This window comes from Cupriavidus sp. KK10 (assembly GCF_018223725.1).
Classification (GTDB): Bacteria; Pseudomonadota; Gammaproteobacteria; order Burkholderiales; family Burkholderiaceae; genus Cupriavidus; species Cupriavidus necator.
Genome location: NZ_CP073678.1, coordinates 227,221 through 244,489, shown reverse-complemented (window position 1 = coordinate 244,489; position 17,269 = coordinate 227,221). Strand labels below are relative to the sequence as shown.

The following is a 17,269-nucleotide window of genomic DNA, read 5'->3' as shown; positions in this document are numbered from 1 at the left end:
CGTCAATGCTAATCACTCTGACAAGGAGACAGCGTGGAACTGCATGTCACCCAACTGAACGTCGACAACGGTGTCGGTCTGGTTCGGCTCAACCGACCCGGGCGCGGAAACTCTTGGACCACGCGCATGAATGCCGAATATCGCTGGCTGATGTCATGCCTGGACGATGACCCACGGGTGCGCGTGATTGTCGTTACCGGAGCCGGCCAGCAGTTTTGCGTCGGCGCAGACACCAAGGCGCTGGACCATTACCGAGAGTCCGATCAGAACTATCTCGAAAGCTTTCGGAATGACGTGATGGCAACGCCAGGTTACGGCGTGCGCCCTGAATACGAGCACGAGCTGATCTGGCATTGGGGCCTGCAAAAGCCCGTCATTGCTGCAATCAACGGGGCCTGCGCCGGAATTGCCGTCGCCCTGGCCGCTTACTGTGACCTCCGCTATGCCGCGGAAGGCGCCAAATTCACGACGTCAACGCCGCGTCTGGGATTGCCTGCCGAGTTTGGGCTGTCCTGGATCATGCCCCGTATCGTCGGTCTGACCCACAGTGCCGACATCTTGCTGTCGGGTCGCGTGTTCTTGGCGGACGAGGCACGCGCCATGGGCTTTCTCAACGGCGTGATGCCGCGTGAGGAGCTTGAGGAGGAAGTACTCCGAATCGCGCGCGGTTTGGCGGGCTCAACGTCTCCTGTGGCGGTGAAGACGGCCAAGCGTCAGGTCTACGCCGACCTCATGCGGCACGACGCAGGTGCCGCGATTGAGGATTCCCGGGAACTGATGGGGCAGTTGATGAAGGAACCGGATTTCAGTGAAGCCTTGCGGGCCATGAAGGACAAGCGCGCCCCGGCCTTCACTCCGCTGCCGGGCACAGCCATGGGGAGTACCGGGTCATGAGTTCATCCTATCGGCAGGGCCCGCTCGAACGCTTTCGTGTGCTTGATCTTACCCGCCTGCGGGCAGGCCCAACGGCTGTACGCCAGCTCGCGGATTGGGGCGCAGATGTCATCAAGGTTGAAAGCCCGGAGGCGCTTAACGTCAGCGACGGCTGGATCGGAGACCGCCTGGGCTCTGATTTCCAGAACTTGCATCGCAACAAGCGCAGCGTCACTCTCAATCTCAAGGATCCGGAAGGCGTCCGAATTCTTAAGCGTCTGGCCGAGACGGCTGACGTGCTGGTAGAGAACTTTCGGCCAACCGTGAAGACACGGCTTGGGGTGAGCTATGAGACGCTGCGGCGCAGCAATCCCGGGCTCGTTTACGCAAGCATCTCGGGGTTCGGGCAGGACGGCCCGTATGCCGACCGGCCGGGCTATGACCAGATCGTTCAGGGCATGGGTGGGCTGATGGCAATTACCGGTGAAAAAGGGCAGCCGCCTTTGCGGACCGGCATCTCGCTCGCGGATACCGGAGTAGGCCTGTACGCTGCGCTCGGCATCATGACTGCCCTGCTCGAGCGCGAAGTGTCGGGCCGTGGGCAATGGGTACAGACCTCCTTGCTGCAGGGCATGATCGCACTGACCGACTACCAGGCGGCGCGATGGCTGATGGACGGTGAGGTGCCAGAACAGGCTGGCAACGATCATCCAACTGCGACGCCAACGGGCGTGTTCCCGACCGCCGATGGCCACATCAACATTGCCACGGCTGGTGAGGAGATGTGGAGGCGCCTGTGCAACGCGATCGAGGCGCCCCAGTTGCTCGAGCGGGTCGAATATTCCAGCAACGAATTTCGAACGAAGAACCGGGAGGCGTTGAAGGCCGAGCTTTCGAAACATACGATGCGCAAAACAAGTTCCGAATGGATCTGCACTTTCGAGCAGGCGAGCGTTGCCTGTGGTCCCATTTACCGGATGGACGAGGTATTCAAGGACCGCCAAGCCCAGCATCTCGGCATGGCCGTATCCCTGCAGCATCCGGTGCTTCAGGAGATAAAGGTCGTGGCGCAGCCGTACACGCTTTCCCGAACACCAAGCCAGATGCGCGCGGCAACGCCCGGGCGAGGCGAGCACACCGACGACGTGTTGATGGAACTTGGCTACACCGCGGGACAGATCTCGGACCTGCGCGAGCGTCACGTGGTGTGATTGCAGACGAATGCTTCCAACTAACCACAGACTACGGAGTGACAATGAAAATTCGAATTGAATCGGAGCGATGCAAAGGGCATCAGAACTGCGTCCGGGCGGCGCCGGAATTGTTCGTTGTCGGGGAAGACGGCTTTGCTCAGGTCAGAGAATGTGGCGATGTGCCGCCGGCCCTGAAGGAACAGGCGCTTCTCGCCTGGGCGAACTGCCCCGAGTTCGCTATCGAGGTCGAGGATGCCGAGCGCTGAGCCGGCCTTGCCGAAGGCACCTGACGCGACTGGCGCTTTGAAACGATAATTGGACAACACGATGGAGAATAGCGGACACCTGATCGTCGAGCGTGATGGTGCGACGGGGCGTATAGCGATCAGCAATGTGGCCCGTCGCAACGCCGGCACCGACTCGATGTGGCGCGCCTTCGCGCCAGCCTTGGATTCGTTCGCTGCTGACCCGGGCATACGAGTCATCCTGATCGAGGGCGACGGCGGACGGGATTTCATGTCCGGTGCCGACATTGCCGAGTTCAATAGCCGGTTGTCGCAGGCCGATGCCGTACGCACTGTCGAACGCAGTGCGCTGCAGGCTTACAGGGCAGTCTGGGACTGTGCCAAGCCGACCGTGGCAGTCATCCGTGGCTACTGCCTCGGCGGCGGACTCGCGCTGGCATGCTGTTGCGACCTTCGGATCGCATCGGATACGGCGAGGTTTGGCATTCCTGCCGTCAAGCTGGGGGTTGGCTATCCGGGTGACAGCATGGAGAAGATCCGCTCGCTTGTCGGCCCGGCGTTCATGAAGGAAATCCTCCTGACGGGACGCCAGTTCTCTGCATCGGAGGCTCTGCGTATTGGACTTGTCAACACGATCGTGCCCGATAAGGAGTTGGCATCGGAAGCCGGGAGCGTGGCCGCATCCATCGCCGCAGCTGCGCCCTTGACGGTTCGGGCAATCAAGCTGATAGACCGCGATCTGGACAAGCCACCCGTGGACTGGAATACTGGGCGTTGGGACCAATGCATTGCTGCCTGCTTCGCGAGCGAGGATTTCATCGAAGGTTGCACCGCATTCGCCGAGCGGCGCGCGCCGAGATTCATGGGACGTTGAGTGGACTTGAAACCGTGCGCGCAGTGCAGTGCAGTACTGGGCGCAGGAGAAAAGGTTAGTGGACAAGTTCGCGGCTATTCAATCCTTCGTCGCCGTTGCGCAACGGGGAGGATTTTCTGCGGCCGCTCGCCAACTCGGCGTGACGGCGTCCATACTGACTCGGCGGATCGCGAGCCTGGAGCAGGAATTGCGCGTGCCGCTGCTCGTGCGCAATACCCGAAAGCTCGCATTGACGCCGGCGGGCGAGGCGTATTTTGTGCGCTGCCGCGAAATCCTCTCGTCCATGGAGGAAGCGGAACAGGAGCTAGAACGTGCCTGCGATGATCCGGTCGGACGATTGCATGTCCAACTGCCGCTGATTGTGGCGCGGCTGCATGTGGTGCCACGCCTCAGTGAATTTGTTGCGCAGTATCCGGGAATCAAACTGAAGATCACACAAGCGGACGGGCTGCAGCACGACCTGATTGGAAAAGGCCTGGACATTGCCGTCTGGGGCGGCGATCTGCCCGACTCACGCCTCGTCGCGCGTCCGCTGACACGGAATCTGCGCGTCACCTGCGCAACGCCAGAGTATCTTGACCGCTGCGGCCGACCCCAACGCATCGAGGATCTGGCATCGCATAACTGCCTGACTGCGGACCTCTTTCATGGAGGGCGCTCGTGGCTCTTTCAGATGCCGGAGGGAGAACGCCTGGTGCCCGTGAAAGGCAACCTTGCGTTCGACAACAGCGACAACTACCGAGAAGCCGTTCTCGCCGGGTTGGGGCTGGGCCAAGGCCCTTCGATCCTGTTCGATGTCGACGTCAGCGCCGGGCGCCTTGAACAAGTCCTGACCAACTACGTCGCGCGCGGTCAGACCCTGTACGCGGTCTACCCGCCAGCGCAAGGCCGAAACGCCAAAGTGAAGGCCTTCGTCGAGTTCCTGTCCCGCGTTCTGCCCGTGGGTTGGAGTGGCATGGCCGTGAGCATGCGCTCGGATGACTCTGCGTCGATGCCCGAAGGAAAGCTCGCGCAACGGCTGTAGGGTACGGTCGCCGAACGGCGAGCTCACGCCGCTCAATTCGGTACGCCATGCATCTCTCGTCTGGCGAAGTACTCTTGTTCGTTCCGTTTCGTTGATCTCCGTCAGCGCGCAGGGTCTACTACTACCCACGCGATGTGCGATCGGTATCGGGGTATCCCGGTCAATGATCGATACCGCGTGGCCCATGGGTTGGACGCCAGATGTCGATGCCCTGTGCTAGCCCCCCATCAACGTAAACGTCAGCATTCGTACCTTCCTATGATCTCCCCACGACGCTGGTCTCGCGACGTCGCGAGCGCAAGGGTTGAGAACCACTCAACACTGGTCTATACACATCGTCCGATGTCGCTGGTCGAGTTCCTGATTGACGCGCGCCGCTGGGCTGACCGTCCATTCATCGTGCAAGGTGATCTGCGCCTGAGCACTCAGGATTTCGAGCGAGCCGTGCGGCGCGTTGCCCGCTTCCTTGCCGCGCAGGGGATTGGCCGCGGGACGAGCGTCATGTTGCTCGGCTATAACAGCCTCGAGTGGCTGCTTTCATTTTGGGCGGTGCAATGCCTTGGCGGAGTTGCTGTACTTGGCAATGCAATGTGGGGCAACGCGCAAGCGAAAGCTTCCGCCGAATTGGCTGAACCGGTTCTGCTTATTACGGACAGAGCGAAGGGGTCGCTTCAGGGAGCGTGGTTCACCATTGCCTTCGATGAGATTGGCGAGGTCTCTCGCGACGCCACTGCAGAGTTGCTATGCTTGGAGCATGCCCCCGAGATGGAGGACGAGACCGCCGTTGTCATGTTCAGTTCGGGGACCAGTGGCGACCCCAAAGCCGTGGTGATCTCGCATCGGTCGATCATCGCCAATATCCAGAATCTCCTTGTCCTGACCGGGCGTCTGCCTGACGAACTTGCGCCCGGAGCGCCGGGCACTATCAGCCTGCTGACGATGCCTCTGTTCCACATGGGCGGCATCCAAATTGCGACGACCACCCTGCTGACCGGCGGTACCCTTGTTCTGTTGGAGGGGCGCTTCGACCCGGTTACGGTGCTGGCGCTCATCGATCAGGAAAAGGTACGCGTTTGGGGCAGTGTGCCCACGATGGTCTCGCGCGTGGTCGAGCACGAACTGTTCGGCAAGTTCGATACCACCAGCTTGCGGTCGATTCCAATGGGTGGAGCAGCGCTGTCCGACGACCTTCGAGCCAAGGTGCAGAAGGCGTTCCCGTCCATGCAGAAGCGTGTGGGCAGCTTGTATGGGATGACGGAGGCTGGCGGTGTTGTGGCGGCGGGCTCCAGCGCGGAGATCGAAGGGCGGCCTAAAGGCTGTGTTGGCCGGCCGCTTCCCCTCGTCGAGGTTCGGATCGACGCCCCGGACGAAAAGGGCGTAGGGGAGATCATGGTGCGCACAGCCACGATCACCGGCGGATACCTTCGCGACCCTAAGCCGATCACTGACCGGCAGGGATGGTTTGCCACTGGCGATCGCGGCTGGCTCGATGCCGAGGGCTACTTATATTTGGTTGGCCGCTCGAAAGACATCATCATTCGTGCGGGCGAAAACATCGCATGCGTGCAGGTCGAGCAATGTCTTTTGCAACACGGCGACGTGGTCGAGGCAGCAGTCGTGCCACTTCCGCACGCCGACCTTGGAGAGGAGGTCGGCGCCGTCGTTGTCTTAAGGCCCGGGACGGCCATTACGGCTGAGCTCTTGCGCGCCCATGCAGCCGCGCTGCTTGGGCGGCATGAAGTGCCTTCCCGCTGGTGGCTTCGCTCCGAGGCGTTGCCAACGAATGCTACCGGCAAGGTCGCCAAGCGAGAAGTACTGGCTCAGTGGCGGCAGGCGGGGTTGGATCTCCCCGCGTGCTGATTGAACGACGTGAGACAGGCATTATGATCGAACGCACCACACTCTATATTGGCGGACGTTGGTTGACGTCATCCTCCTCCGGGACGCTGCAGGTTACAGACTCGAACACGGGCGACCTTTACGGAACTATCCCTGCGGGCTCCGAGGCCGATGTGAACGCGGCCGTGAATGCGGCTCGCGCAGCGTTCCCCCGATGGTCCCGGACCTCGTCAACCGATCGGGCGAGGTTCCTGCAAAAGGTGTCCGATGGGCTGCTGAACCGCAGTAACGAACTCGCGCGGTTGATTGCCACAGAGGTCGGTACACCGCTAAAGGCTTGCTCACTGGTCCAGGTCGCCGCGCCAGTGAATTCCTGGGCGTACTATTCGAAACTGTCGCAGGAGTTCGGCTACGAGGCACGCGTTGGCAACTCACTGGTCCTGCGCGAACCAGTGGGAGTGGTTGCCGCCATCACGCCCTGGAACTATCCGCTGAGCCAGATCACGCAAAAGATTGCGCCGGCGCTGGCCAGTGGTTGCACGGTTGTTCTGAAACCGTCTGAAATCGCTCCTCTCAATGCTTTCGTTCTTGCTGAGGTCCTCCATGAGGCGGGCATACCGCCGGGGGTCTTCAATCTCGTGACAGGTCTCGGACCGTCGGTCGGTGAAGCACTGGCAGCACATCCGGAGGTGGACATGGTGTCGTTTACGGGTTCGACACGCGCGGGCAAGCGCGTCAGCAGCGTCGGCTCGGAGACGGTCAAGCGCGTCTCGCTGGAGTTGGGCGGAAAGAGCGCATCGATCGTGCTTGAGGACGCTGACCTGGAGAAGGCTGTGAAGGCAACCGTTTCACACTGCTACCTGAACTCCGGCCAGACCTGCGCTGCCTGGACTCGGATGCTGGTGCCGCGAGCTCACCTGGACCACGTACGCGGACTAGCCAAGGAGGCCGCCGATTCGTACGTCGTCGGAAGTGCATTCTCCGCAGGTGTGAAGCTGGGTCCGTTGGCGTCGGTAGCGCAACGCGACCGGGTACTCAGCTACATCCGCCTCGGCCTTGAAGAAGGTGCCGAACTCGTGGCCGGTGGACCTGAGGCTCCGGCCGGCACGGGCGGCGGGTATTTCGTCAGGCCTACCGTGTTCGTCGCTGATCATCGGAGCACAATTGCAAAGGAAGAGATCTTCGGCCCTGTACTAACGATCATTCCCTATGATTCCGAGGACGACGCTGTGAGCATTGCCAATGACACGATATACGGGTTGTCGGGCGCTGTCTGGGCCGGAACAGACGAGCGTGCGCTCGGTGTCGCGCGGCAATTGCGCACAGGCCAGGTCGACATCAACGGCGGCCGCTGGAACCCCCTTGCACCGTTCGGCGGATACAAACAATCCGGACAAGGTCGCGAGAACGGCATTTACGGACTGGAAGAGTTCCTCGAGTACAAAGCAATTCAGCTACGTGCCTGACGCCCGCCCGATTTCACGCCTGAGACATTCATAGGGCGATCGACATGGCGATAACAATGCGCTTGGGGCGGCCGGCCGGCATCGATCAATTGGTGCCGTTCGAAGAGGATCCGGGTCGCCCGGGAGCCGGGGAGGTGCTGGTACGGGTGCGCGGCAGTTCGCTGAACTTCCATGACTACCTTGTGGTGACCGGCCGCATGCCAACCGCGGTCGGCCGTATCCCGTTGTCTGACGGCGCAGGCGAGATAGTCGAGGTAGGGCCACCACCTGGGGACGAGGTCGATGCCGATCCGTCCATGACGTTGCGGGTGGGCGAAGCTGTGCTGGGAACCTTCTTCCGTCACTGGCGCGAAGGTGCTCCTGCCCAGTGGGGGCATGCCGTAGTGGCAGGCGAGCACGTCGACGGGTACGCACGCGAGTTCGCCGTCGTGCCAGTGGCCGCGCTGACGCGCGTACCGCATGGACTCTCGCTGGCTGAGGCCGCAACGTTGCCCTGCGCAGGCCTGACCGCTTGGCGCGCGCTCGGGTGTTGCGGCGGTATCCGTCCCGGTGATGTGGTTCTTGTCCAAGGCACTGGCGGGGTGTCGGTATTCGCACTGCAGTTCGCCAAGGCGATGGGGGCAACGGTGGTTGCTACCTCATCGTCCGAGGGCAAGTTGGAGCGTCTTCGTGCGCTTGGTGCGTCCCACGTGATCAACTACAGAGCGGAGCCGAACTGGGGGCGCGCGGCCAAGAGATGGACCGGCGGGCGCGGCGTCGATCACATTGTCGATATCGGCGGCGCCGACCTTCTGAACCAATCGATTGAGGCATGCCGTACTGGCGGCAGCATCGCGCTTGTGGGCCTGCTCGCAGGCACGTCCGGCCGTGTCGCCACAGGCCGGATCATGGCCCAACAAGTTCGGCTGCAAGGGGTCGTGGTCGGCAGTCGGACGGATCAGCTGGAGATGATCCGCGCTATCGAGTCGCTGGGAGTACGTCCGGTGATCGATTCAAGCTTCCAGTTGCAGGAACTGCCTGCAGCGTTCCGGCGCCAGGAAGCCGGTCGCCATTTTGGCAAGATCGTCGTGGAGATGTAGGCAGGCGCTCTGTACATCTGACCTTCAGAGCCGACTGCCTTCGGGCGTCGGGGATGGAGACTTGTAAAGCGCGGGGGTCTGCGCCATGATTGAAAAATGAAGGAAGACCCGCTCACTGACATTCTCACCTTAGCCAGCGCGCGATGTGTTGACGTTGGGAGCCTGGCGGCGGGAGGATCGTGGGCACTGCGATTCCCTCCGCCCAGGAAGCTCAAGTTTGTGGCCCTCATGAAGGGCGAATGCTGGCTGACCATTGAAGGGAAGGCAGCGCCGCGTCAGGTCATGACGGGCGCGACGTATTCGTGCTTCCGGCCGATCGGGCTTTCGTTTTGGCCGGCGACTTGAAAACCACTCCCGTCGATTGCAGCGGGCTTTTCTCTGAGGCATTGGAAAAGATGGTGACAGTCGGCCATGGTGTCGACTTCTTCGCCGTTGGTGCGCACATTGCCTTGGACCAGGAGCGTGGCAAGCTTGCTGTCGGAGGTTCTGCCACCTTGCCTTCATATCGGCAGTAATTCGGCCGAGGCGTCGGCCATCCTGTGGACGGTAATGCGGCGCTTCTTTGGCCAGGCTGCGGACATCATCGCCGGCGATCACCCGACAGTCGCGGAAAAGCTCCGCCGCGCCAGTCCCCACTGGATGCGGCATACGCACGCGACCCATGCCCTGGCCCGCGGTGCGGAGCTGACCACAGTGCGCGATAACCTTCGCCACGCGTTGGTGGCCACCACCTCGATCTACCTGCAAAGCGATGAGGTCAAGCGGGCACGCCAGATGGATCAGGCCTTTGCCGCCCGGTAACCGGCGTCTGGTGGGTCTTCCGGCTTAGCGTGCTTTATTTTCCGAATTCTGAAGCGACCCCTATAGGGGTAATCGAATGGAAGGACTGCCCGTCCAGAGGTTGCGGCGGAAGCCGACAGTTAGCACCGAAGTGCCATGATGGCTGCAACACAACCAGCGAAGGGTAAGTCCAAGACTATTACGTCCCGAAAGCCAACACGCCTTCTGGCGACTTTCAATGCGAGAGCGCTTGGCGGAATCAGCGCTAGCCAGAACGCCGGCATCGGGTTGAAAGCGAGCCGTCCAGGTGTCCCTTTGTTTTTGATGCAATTTTCCGGGATAGCTACCCCCAGTATTCAGGCGGGTTTCCGGCCGGTGCCCACAAGAAATCCCCATAAAATCAATCATTTGCTGACTGGCCCGTTCCCCGCATCCACAGATACCGATCGCAGAATGGGCTTGACCGCGGGGAAGGGCGGTAAGCCTTCGAGAAACCGAGTCGGGCGCGACGGACGGATGACGCCACGCTCTCGCCGGCCCGGGGACGTGTGCCGCTGGTGCGCCTATCGCGGACCCAGAGGTATCTGGTCTTTGGTACAGCCCTCGGGGCCGCTTTCAAAACAGATTGGTTATGCCGTACGCCACTGCGAAGGTGAGTCGGACCGGAACGCCGCGGTGGGCATGAGCCGATGCGCATAGCGCGCGATGGGAAACTCAAATGTGCCCCGCAGATTGATTCCCTCGAGATGAGTGGGACCGATGTGCCGAAGGTCCTCAGATCGAGTCGTCTCGCTGCTGATTCTCTCGAGGATGTCCCAGCTGCGTTGCATGTGCATCGTATTCCAAGCCATTACTGAATTGGATAGCAAGGTCAAGGCCGATGACACTGCCGCCAGCGACGCGTCATGGCGCGCCAGCTCGATCGGTATCTTGCCGGAATGGATCGCCCGCTGGAGAATGTGCACCGCTTCACCGCGGTTCAGCACGTGCTGCATCTCATGGCGAAATGCGGTATTCGTGAAATAGTCGATCAGGAAGATCGTACGAAACAACCGTCCGAGATGCATGCCGGCCTCATAGACGGGCTGTCCGCGCGCCGCCACCCCAAAGCGCGAGAGTGCCTGGACTGCAGTGCATTGCCCGCTTTGCACGGACGCCGCAATCCGGACCAGCTCGTCCCAGGCGGACTCAATGAGGCTCAGTCGAACATCTGCATCGGTGACGGCAGCCAGTTCGCCAGGCACATTATGATGCCTGGGAACATGCAAACGTCTGTCGCGCAGGTGGGACAGACGTGGGCAGAGATCGAAGCCCAACAGCCGTGACAGACTCATCGCGAAATCTGTAAAGCCGTGCGTATCCACTGCAAGTTGCGCGACGTCTTCAGAACCGCCTTGTCGGATCACGCCCTCGATCGCTGCGCCGGCCTGGCGCTCGTTGAGCAAAATTGGCTGGTCATAGAAAATTCCCCACCGATCGCGAACGTGAGTGTACATCCCGATCGATGCGGTTCGCCGGCGTGGGTCGGCCCGCGCTTTCCAGACAGAGTGTGTCGTTTCCAACGACATCATGTCTGACGAGGCCAAATCGGAGCGTCCCCAATGCTGGGCAATCGGGTGTTGATGCATGAAGGTCAGCACGGCTTCAGCCGCGTGGCGCAGCTTCCGTTCGTCCGCAACGCGATGCATCATCTGCCGGATCGCGGGAGGCGACAACTCCGGCACCATTCGGGCGAGATCCGCAGCTGACATCGATGTGCCGTGCGCGAGTATCGCTGCGTAGACCAATAGCAATTCGCTGCGGGAATGAGGCTCTCTTCCCAGCAAGAGCCAACTAAAGTGCGTGGCGCTGTCGATCTCGAGCAGGATTTCAGGCAACTGACCACCTGGGTGCCGCTCGAACAGTGCGCCTCGCAATGTCTCCACATTCGCGGGCGTGGCGCTTGCCACCAAGGGGTCGATGTGGATCGCATCGTCAATCTTGAGCTTCCCACACACGACAGCGTCCCGGAGCCTGGCGAGGCTTTCGTCCAGATGCGCGATCACAGGCTTCAGAAATGCCTGAGCATCCTGTGGCAGCTTAAGATGGCCATAGAAGTGGTTGCGTTTGGCCTTCCAATCGCTGGCGCCGATCAAGAGGGTCGCTTGGCTTCGGAAGGCAAAGCTGTGCTCAAGGAAGACTGAGCCATTGCGCAATCCCACCCGCAGGGCGAAAAGCGTGCCCCACTCGAATGCGGCCAGGGCCCGCTGTCGGTCCTCTCCATCCAGAGCGGGTTGCCAGGCGCGGCCAAGTCGAATCGTGATATGGTCGGGAAGATGATCGGACTTCCGCGCGTAGAGTTCCTGGAGCACTGCCAACGCTTCAATCACCGGGTGTGCTGACAGGGCGGAGAATGGCAGCAGAACCAACCTGCCGAGCAACGCTCGAGCTTGGCGGTGTCGCGACAGGAGTTGCGCGCGGATCAGGCTGGCACGGCTGGGCACACGCCGGTTGAGCGCCGCGTCGGCCAGCGCCGACAACTGCTGGCAGAGTGCTTCACGGGTTAGCATCTCATCCGCGGCCAGCGCTTTGACCGCGGTCGCGAACTCTCGCATCTGGGTGCCAGGGTCCGGTCGGCCAGCCTCAATCAGGCGCCGAACGTCATTGACGGACTTTTGAATCCAGTGTCGCAACATGGTCGCCAGATGATCCGTGGCGGCGCATAAAGCGTAACGCAGAAAGCAGGCAGCTTCCAATCGGCGGGGTTGCTGCGCGACTCGTTTGCTCACTGAAGGCGGACGATTGGCGCAGCGCCGGGCATAGTAGCGTATCAGCGCTTCATTGCACGCCGCTGGCCAGTTTCGGTGAATGCCCATCTTGTAAAGGAGTTCGACCTTGTCGAACAATTCCCCTATCTGGTGGGTCGAGGTTCGCAACGGGACGGCCCAAAGCCATTGCTGCAGGCTCGTGCGATCGCCATGCGGGCGCGCAAGTGATATGCCCCACGAATCCACGGAAGCCCCGTAGGCGCGCACCAGAGCGACGGCAAGCGCCGCCTCGGCGGTGGCGACGGCCAGGCTGATCAGTCTTTTTAGTGCGCGATCATGGGGTATCAGTATCCGATGTTCATACAGCCAGCGCTTCAGCTCATGAAACAGCTCGGTGCGGCTCGGCTGTCCCGTCAAACGTTCCTTGAGCCAGCGCGTGACATAGCGGCGCTGGTGCTCAGCCATCGGACTGAAGCCGAGGACTTGGTAAGCCAGCATCTGGTGATTTGACAGTGTATCGGTGCGCCCATCGTAGAGTGCGTTGAGCGTGCCCATATCCGGCGGCGTCACACCAACCTGGGCACCGACATGCGCCCAGAGAAATCTAGGCACTTGCTTGCAGGCATCAAGCGTGCGTCCCGTCATGCGGATAAAGCCGATGTGTACGGCAACGGCCAAGCGATACAAGGGGCTGCGCCGAGCATCAATCAGTGCCCGCTCCTTGGGGGAGTAGGTGAAGAACGTGGCAAGCTCGAACTCGCTGAGTTCCTGTGGGATCTGCCGCATCCCGAGGTAGGCCAACCGCCAGTGATCCATCGCGCTTCTCCCACGCGTGAGACGGACTGCGGAGGGTAGCGGCAATGAGAGGTGGTCGCAACATTCAGCACGAAAATATGCCGCCTGCAGCACCTAAAGAAAAGAATGGGGTAGACAGCAACCTATTGATTTATTGGCATTTTTCTTGGGTGGCGGCCCGGAAACCCGCATGACTACTTGGGGTGGCTAGCCCGGTAAACTGCAGCAAAAACAAGGGGTGACCTTTCCCCGAGACCCGCGCGCTGTATCGCGAGGTCTGCGGCCTGCTGTTCTTTCGCTACGGCATCACGCCCACCGCCAACAAGCTCTACAGCCTGGTGCGCAAGGGCAGCATGGGCACGCCCGCCGAGGTGTTGCAGGGGTTCTGGCAGGAACTGCGCGGGCGCACCCGCGTGACCATCGACCATCCGGACCTGCCGGACCCCCTCAAGCAGATCGCCGCCGAGGCGGTGCAGACCATCTGGCAGTCGGCCAACGAGGCCGCGACGGCGGAACTCGCCACGCTGCGCGCGGAGGCCCGGCACGCCGCGAGCGAAGCGGAAGCCGAGCGCGATGCGGCGCGCGCGGAGACGGCCGCCGCGCGCGAGGACGCGGCGGCCATTGCCGCCCAACTGGCGGAAGCCCGGCAGGCGCACGACACCGTGCACGCGGAGCTGGCCACCGAGCGGCTGGCGCACGCCGCCACGCAGGCCCGGCTCGAGGCGGGGCGGACGGAACTCGAGGCGGGTCGGCGCCAGCTGGACGCCTTGCGCACCCAATTCTCGACGGAGCTCGAGCGGGCGCGCGAGGCGGTGACGCTCGCGCAGGAACGCGCCGAAGCCAGCGAGCGTCGCAGCTTGCGCGAACTGGACCAGGAGCGCACTGCGCGCCAGAAGAGCGAGCGCACGGCCGAAGACCTGCGCGCCGAACTGGCGGTGGCACGCAGCGAGGCGCGTGATGCCGCGGTGGCGCAGGCGGAGGGCCGTGCCAAGCTGGAAGCGCAGGCCGTGGCGCTGGCCGAGCGGCTCGCAGTGGCCGAGCAGGCGCAACGCAAGGCGGCGGGCGACCTGGACACCGTGCAGGCGGAACTCGCGGTGGCGCAGCGCCGGGCCGAGCGCAGCGAAGCGGAAGCGGCGCTCGCGCGTCAGCTGCTGGCCACCCTGCGCGTCGCGCCGCGCGAACGCGACGGCGGTGGCGCTGGTGGAAGGCGGCGCAAGGGCGGCAGTTCGGCGGCGACCGCGCCGGAAGAGCAGGGCGACGGTCAGGGGGGCGCTCCGCAGGATGAGCTGGGCGAAGAACAGGGCGACGAGCCGGGGGCGGCGCTACCCAACAATCAGGACGAAGGCAACGACGGCAGCGATGACAGCAAAGACTGAGCGGGGGACGCGATCCGCTGAAGCGAACGACACGCAAGAGACAAGGTCTCACCGTCCATGGGATAAGGAAGCGTCTGCACGTGCAGTGACTTCAATGAAGGAGAACGAATTGGCCCCAGAGCAAGTGGTTGAACCCCTTGTCGTGAGCAATGCGACGGACGGACTTGGTCAGAAGGAGCTTCCCATCGCTGAGGCGATGCGCGACGCGGATCCCGTCAGTGGTGAAGCCAGTGGTGCAGGCGTCGGTAGTGGCAGCGTTGACACTCAGGCCCAACGCTTGGACTTCTGGTCGACAAGCCGGGATAGCGGCCCGACGGCGACCGTGTCATATCGGCGCCGGCGGCCTTACGCAGCCCCGGACGCTTCAACGGAAGACGTGGCACCGGAAGCATCGATGGAAGCTGCCGCCTCGGAAACGTTGACTGAATCTGACGCGCTGGAAGCGCCCATTGAAGCCATGCCCTCGGAAGCGACCACTGAAGCCGTGGCCGAAGCTCCGGTTGAAGTCCTGGCCACGGACGAACCGACGGAAGCTGCCGCCCAGGACGAACTGACCGAAACGGCCGCCCCGGTCGCACCGCTTTACGCACCAGCTCCGGAAGCTGCGCCGGAAGAGACGCGGGCCCCGAAGCGCGGTCGGAAGCCGAAAGCGCTCACCGAAACTGCCGCTCCGGAAGCAGCGCCGGAAGAGACGCGGACCCCGAAGCGCGGTCGGAAGCTGAAAGCGCTCACCGAAACCGCCGCTCCGGAAGCTGCGCCGGAAGAGAGGCGGACCCCGAAGCGCGGTCGGAAGCCGAAAATCCTGGCGGAAGTTGCCGCTCCGGAAGTCACGACCCAAGAGACCCCAACCCGCAAGCGCGGGCCGAAGCAGATCACACTGCCTGGAGTGGAGGCTGCCCCGGAAGCACCGACTCAGAAGACGCAACCCCGGAAGCCGCGACAGGAGCAAAAAGCGCCTACCGCAACCCAAAGCCCGTCCCAATCCTCACTGCTCGCTCAACTGGCATCTGTCAATGCGCAACTTGAGCAGTTGCGAGCCACGGAAGTGCCAAAGGTCGTGGAGGAAATTCAGCAGTGGATGCAGGAGTACGACCTCAGCATTGAGGACATTGCGGGCAAGCCCAGCGTTGAGCCCGCTGCCCGCGCTGTTCCGACCAAGACGAAGGCCGCGCCGCGCCCGAAATACCGCAATCCCAAGACGGGCCAGACCTGGTCGGGGCGCGGTCGGGCTCCCGCGTGGATTGGCAAGAAGCCCGAGCGTTTCCTCATCGATCTCTTGTCCTGAACGACAGGTTGGCGGGCGCGGCCGGTCCGCCCCCCTTCGGACTAGGAAACTCGGCAGGCCGGAAGTTCGGCGGCCACTGCGTAGGAAGTCCAAGGGGAAGAGCCGGGCAACGAGCCGGGGGCGGCGGCGCTGCCTGGCAATCAGGACGAAGGCAACGACAGCAGTGACAGCAGTGACGGCAGTGACGGCAGTGACGGCAGCGATGACAGCAAAGACTGAGCGGGCGGACGCGATCCGCTGGATCCACGCGCGGATGGACGACTACGGGCTCACCCTCGAAGACCTCGACGCGGCGGGGTGCTTCGCGCCGCCGCCTCCACCCGAGCCACCTCCACCGCCCGCACCACTGGCGCCGGTGGTCTGCTACCGCAACGCGGAGGGGCTGACCTGGGACGGGCAGGGCGAGATGCCGTCGTGGCTCAAGCGGGCGGTCAATGCGGGGCAGAGCGTTGAGTTTTTCCGCGTCGGATAGCGATGTCGGTTATCTCGGCATCGGCTGCGGATCGATCTGCGGCCGTAGCCCCTTGTGATAGCGGATTCCCCATATCTTGGCACGCCCCAGTAAACTGCAGAAAAAACAAAGGGAGACCTACAAGCCGGCATAGACCATCTTTGTGAACTGGTCGCCGTTGAACACAAAATTTCCCCATTTCGCGTCGAACGCGGCCGTCGGCCTGGCCGCGATGACCTCGTCGAGCGACTTGCCTTGCTTTTTCAGGACCGCCACGTTGTTGCGTACCGTGACCAGCATGTCTCGAAACTCGACCAACTGCGTGCGCGTGCCGATCGCACCGTGGCCGGGAATGACAATGGTGTTCGCGGTGGTACGCGCGACAGCCTTGTTGGCCCATTTAATTGCGCCGTCGATACTGCCGCCGTCCTCATTGTCGATATACGGATAGAAGCCGTTCCAGAAGGTGTCGCCGAGCGCCAGTACGTCTGCGTCCTTGAAGTACACCCATAGATCGCCATCGGTATGGCCATGGCCGAAATTTTCGATTTCGACTCGGGTGCCCCCGAAGTTGAAGGTCTTCCCGTCCTTGACCAGCAGCGTTGGGCGGGCCGCTTCGGGCACCGGATCGAATGTCCAGTTCCAGGCGTTCACATGTGTGGTTTCGGTCAGATGCCTGAAGGTATTCTCTTGCGCAACGATGGTGGCGCCCGCCGCGTGCATCCACGCATTGCCATCGGTGTGATCCCAGTGCCAATGCGTGTTCACGACGAACCTTGGCGGGGCCGGGCTAATCTTCATGAGCGCTGCCCGCAGTTTCTCCTGCGATTTGCTGATACCTGCGTCAACCAGGAACATTCCTTCCTTGGCCGACAGCACTGTGATATTACCGCCGGATCCCATCAGCACGGTGATGTTTCCGCGCAAGGGTTGAACAACGAGATCGGCATCGGCGCGACGCAGATAGCGTGCCCCTGCACCGGTATGGAAGTAATCGTCTGGTGTGGCTTCGGGACTGGCGGGGGCCAGACTGGCAGGATTGCCAGCGATCGCCGCGGACGGGAGCAGCGGGCTCGCCACGATAAGAGTAGATAGAAGAAGTCGCTTTAACATGAAGTCGTGTGTCTAATGCGGGGACGCGAGCCGGATTGCCTGCATCTGGGACAAGTATGGCAAATGGGGGCGAGCGACGGCGTCGCGACAGGGGGACGATTCAGGCCAAACTGCAACGCCTTCGTGCCA

At 62.3% G+C, this 17,269-nt stretch carries 14 protein-coding genes and 1 pseudogene; 13 read left to right on the top strand and 2 right to left on the bottom strand.

Going from position 1 to position 17,269, the window contains the following annotated elements:
• Positions 1-33: 33 nt before the first annotated feature.
• The 10 genes and pseudogenes from KB879_RS32310 to KB879_RS32265 form a co-directional block, all read left to right on the top strand.
• Complete coding sequence (locus KB879_RS32310) at positions 34-894, top strand: enoyl-CoA hydratase-related protein (RefSeq protein WP_211983527.1); 861 nt, start codon at positions 34-36, stop codon at positions 892-894.
• A complete protein-coding gene (locus tag KB879_RS32305) occupies positions 891-2,084 on the top strand; it encodes a CaiB/BaiF CoA-transferase family protein (RefSeq protein ID WP_211983525.1) in 1,194 nt (397 codons plus the stop codon). The genes KB879_RS32310 and KB879_RS32305 overlap by 4 nt, the downstream gene beginning before the upstream one ends.
• Before the next feature lie 44 nt (positions 2,085-2,128).
• Positions 2,129-2,332: a ferredoxin gene (locus KB879_RS32300; protein ID WP_042876136.1), complete on the top strand. Its 204-nt coding sequence runs from the start codon at positions 2,129-2,131 to the stop codon at positions 2,330-2,332.
• Between the two features lie 49 nt (positions 2,333-2,381).
• Complete coding sequence (locus KB879_RS32295) at positions 2,382-3,185, top strand: enoyl-CoA hydratase (RefSeq protein WP_211983524.1); 804 nt, start codon at positions 2,382-2,384, stop codon at positions 3,183-3,185.
• A 58-nt stretch (positions 3,186-3,243) separates the two neighbouring features.
• Positions 3,244-4,209, top strand: coding sequence for a LysR family transcriptional regulator (locus tag KB879_RS32290; protein WP_211983523.1), 966 nt, complete (start codon positions 3,244-3,246; stop codon positions 4,207-4,209).
• Positions 4,210-4,551: 342 nt separating this feature from the next.
• Positions 4,552-6,069, top strand: a complete 1,518-nt coding sequence (locus tag KB879_RS32285) for a class I adenylate-forming enzyme family protein (RefSeq protein ID WP_249221462.1) — start codon at positions 4,552-4,554, stop codon at positions 6,067-6,069.
• Positions 6,070-6,092: 23 nt separating this feature from the next.
• A complete protein-coding gene (locus KB879_RS32280) occupies positions 6,093-7,514 on the top strand; it encodes an aldehyde dehydrogenase family protein (protein ID WP_211983521.1) in 1,422 nt (473 codons plus the stop codon).
• A gap of 44 nt (positions 7,515-7,558) precedes the next feature.
• Positions 7,559-8,593, top strand: coding sequence for an NAD(P)-dependent alcohol dehydrogenase (locus tag KB879_RS32275; protein WP_211983520.1), 1,035 nt, complete (start codon positions 7,559-7,561; stop codon positions 8,591-8,593).
• 96 nt (positions 8,594-8,689) lie between these two features.
• The gene (locus KB879_RS40515) at positions 8,690-8,938 is read left to right on the top strand and encodes a cupin domain-containing protein (protein WP_211983519.1); all 249 of its coding nucleotides are present in this window, start codon (positions 8,690-8,692) and stop codon (positions 8,936-8,938) included.
• A 192-nt stretch (positions 8,939-9,130) separates the two neighbouring features.
• Positions 9,131-9,394 (top strand): annotated as a pseudogene (locus KB879_RS32265) (tyrosine-type recombinase/integrase); the annotation flags it as partial.
• A gap of 608 nt (positions 9,395-10,002) precedes the next feature.
• Here KB879_RS32265 and KB879_RS32260 read toward each other — a convergent pair.
• The gene (locus KB879_RS32260; protein ID WP_211983518.1) at positions 10,003-12,936 is read right to left on the bottom strand and encodes a Tn3 family transposase; all 2,934 of its coding nucleotides are present in this window, start codon (positions 12,934-12,936) and stop codon (positions 10,003-10,005) included.
• Between the two features lie 242 nt (positions 12,937-13,178).
• Between KB879_RS32260 and KB879_RS32255 the strand changes: the two genes are divergently transcribed.
• The 3 genes from KB879_RS32255 to KB879_RS32245 all read left to right on the top strand — a co-directional run bounded on the left by KB879_RS32255 (position 13,179) and on the right by KB879_RS32245 (position 16,048).
• Positions 13,179-14,291 (top strand): DNA-binding protein, encoded by a 1,113-nt coding sequence (locus KB879_RS32255; protein ID WP_249221567.1) that lies wholly within the window; start codon positions 13,179-13,181, stop codon positions 14,289-14,291.
• A 94-nt stretch (positions 14,292-14,385) separates the two neighbouring features.
• Positions 14,386-15,576, top strand: coding sequence for an H-NS family nucleoid-associated regulatory protein (locus tag KB879_RS32250; RefSeq protein ID WP_211983516.1), 1,191 nt, complete (start codon positions 14,386-14,388; stop codon positions 15,574-15,576).
• A gap of 202 nt (positions 15,577-15,778) precedes the next feature.
• Positions 15,779-16,048 (top strand): H-NS family nucleoid-associated regulatory protein, encoded by a 270-nt coding sequence (locus KB879_RS32245; protein WP_211983514.1) that lies wholly within the window; start codon positions 15,779-15,781, stop codon positions 16,046-16,048.
• A gap of 117 nt (positions 16,049-16,165) precedes the next feature.
• Here the strand turns inward: KB879_RS32245 and KB879_RS32240 are convergent, their stop codons facing one another.
• Complete coding sequence (locus KB879_RS32240; RefSeq protein ID WP_211983512.1) at positions 16,166-17,140, bottom strand: MBL fold metallo-hydrolase; 975 nt, start codon at positions 17,138-17,140, stop codon at positions 16,166-16,168.
• Positions 17,141-17,269: the final 129 nt, after the last annotated feature.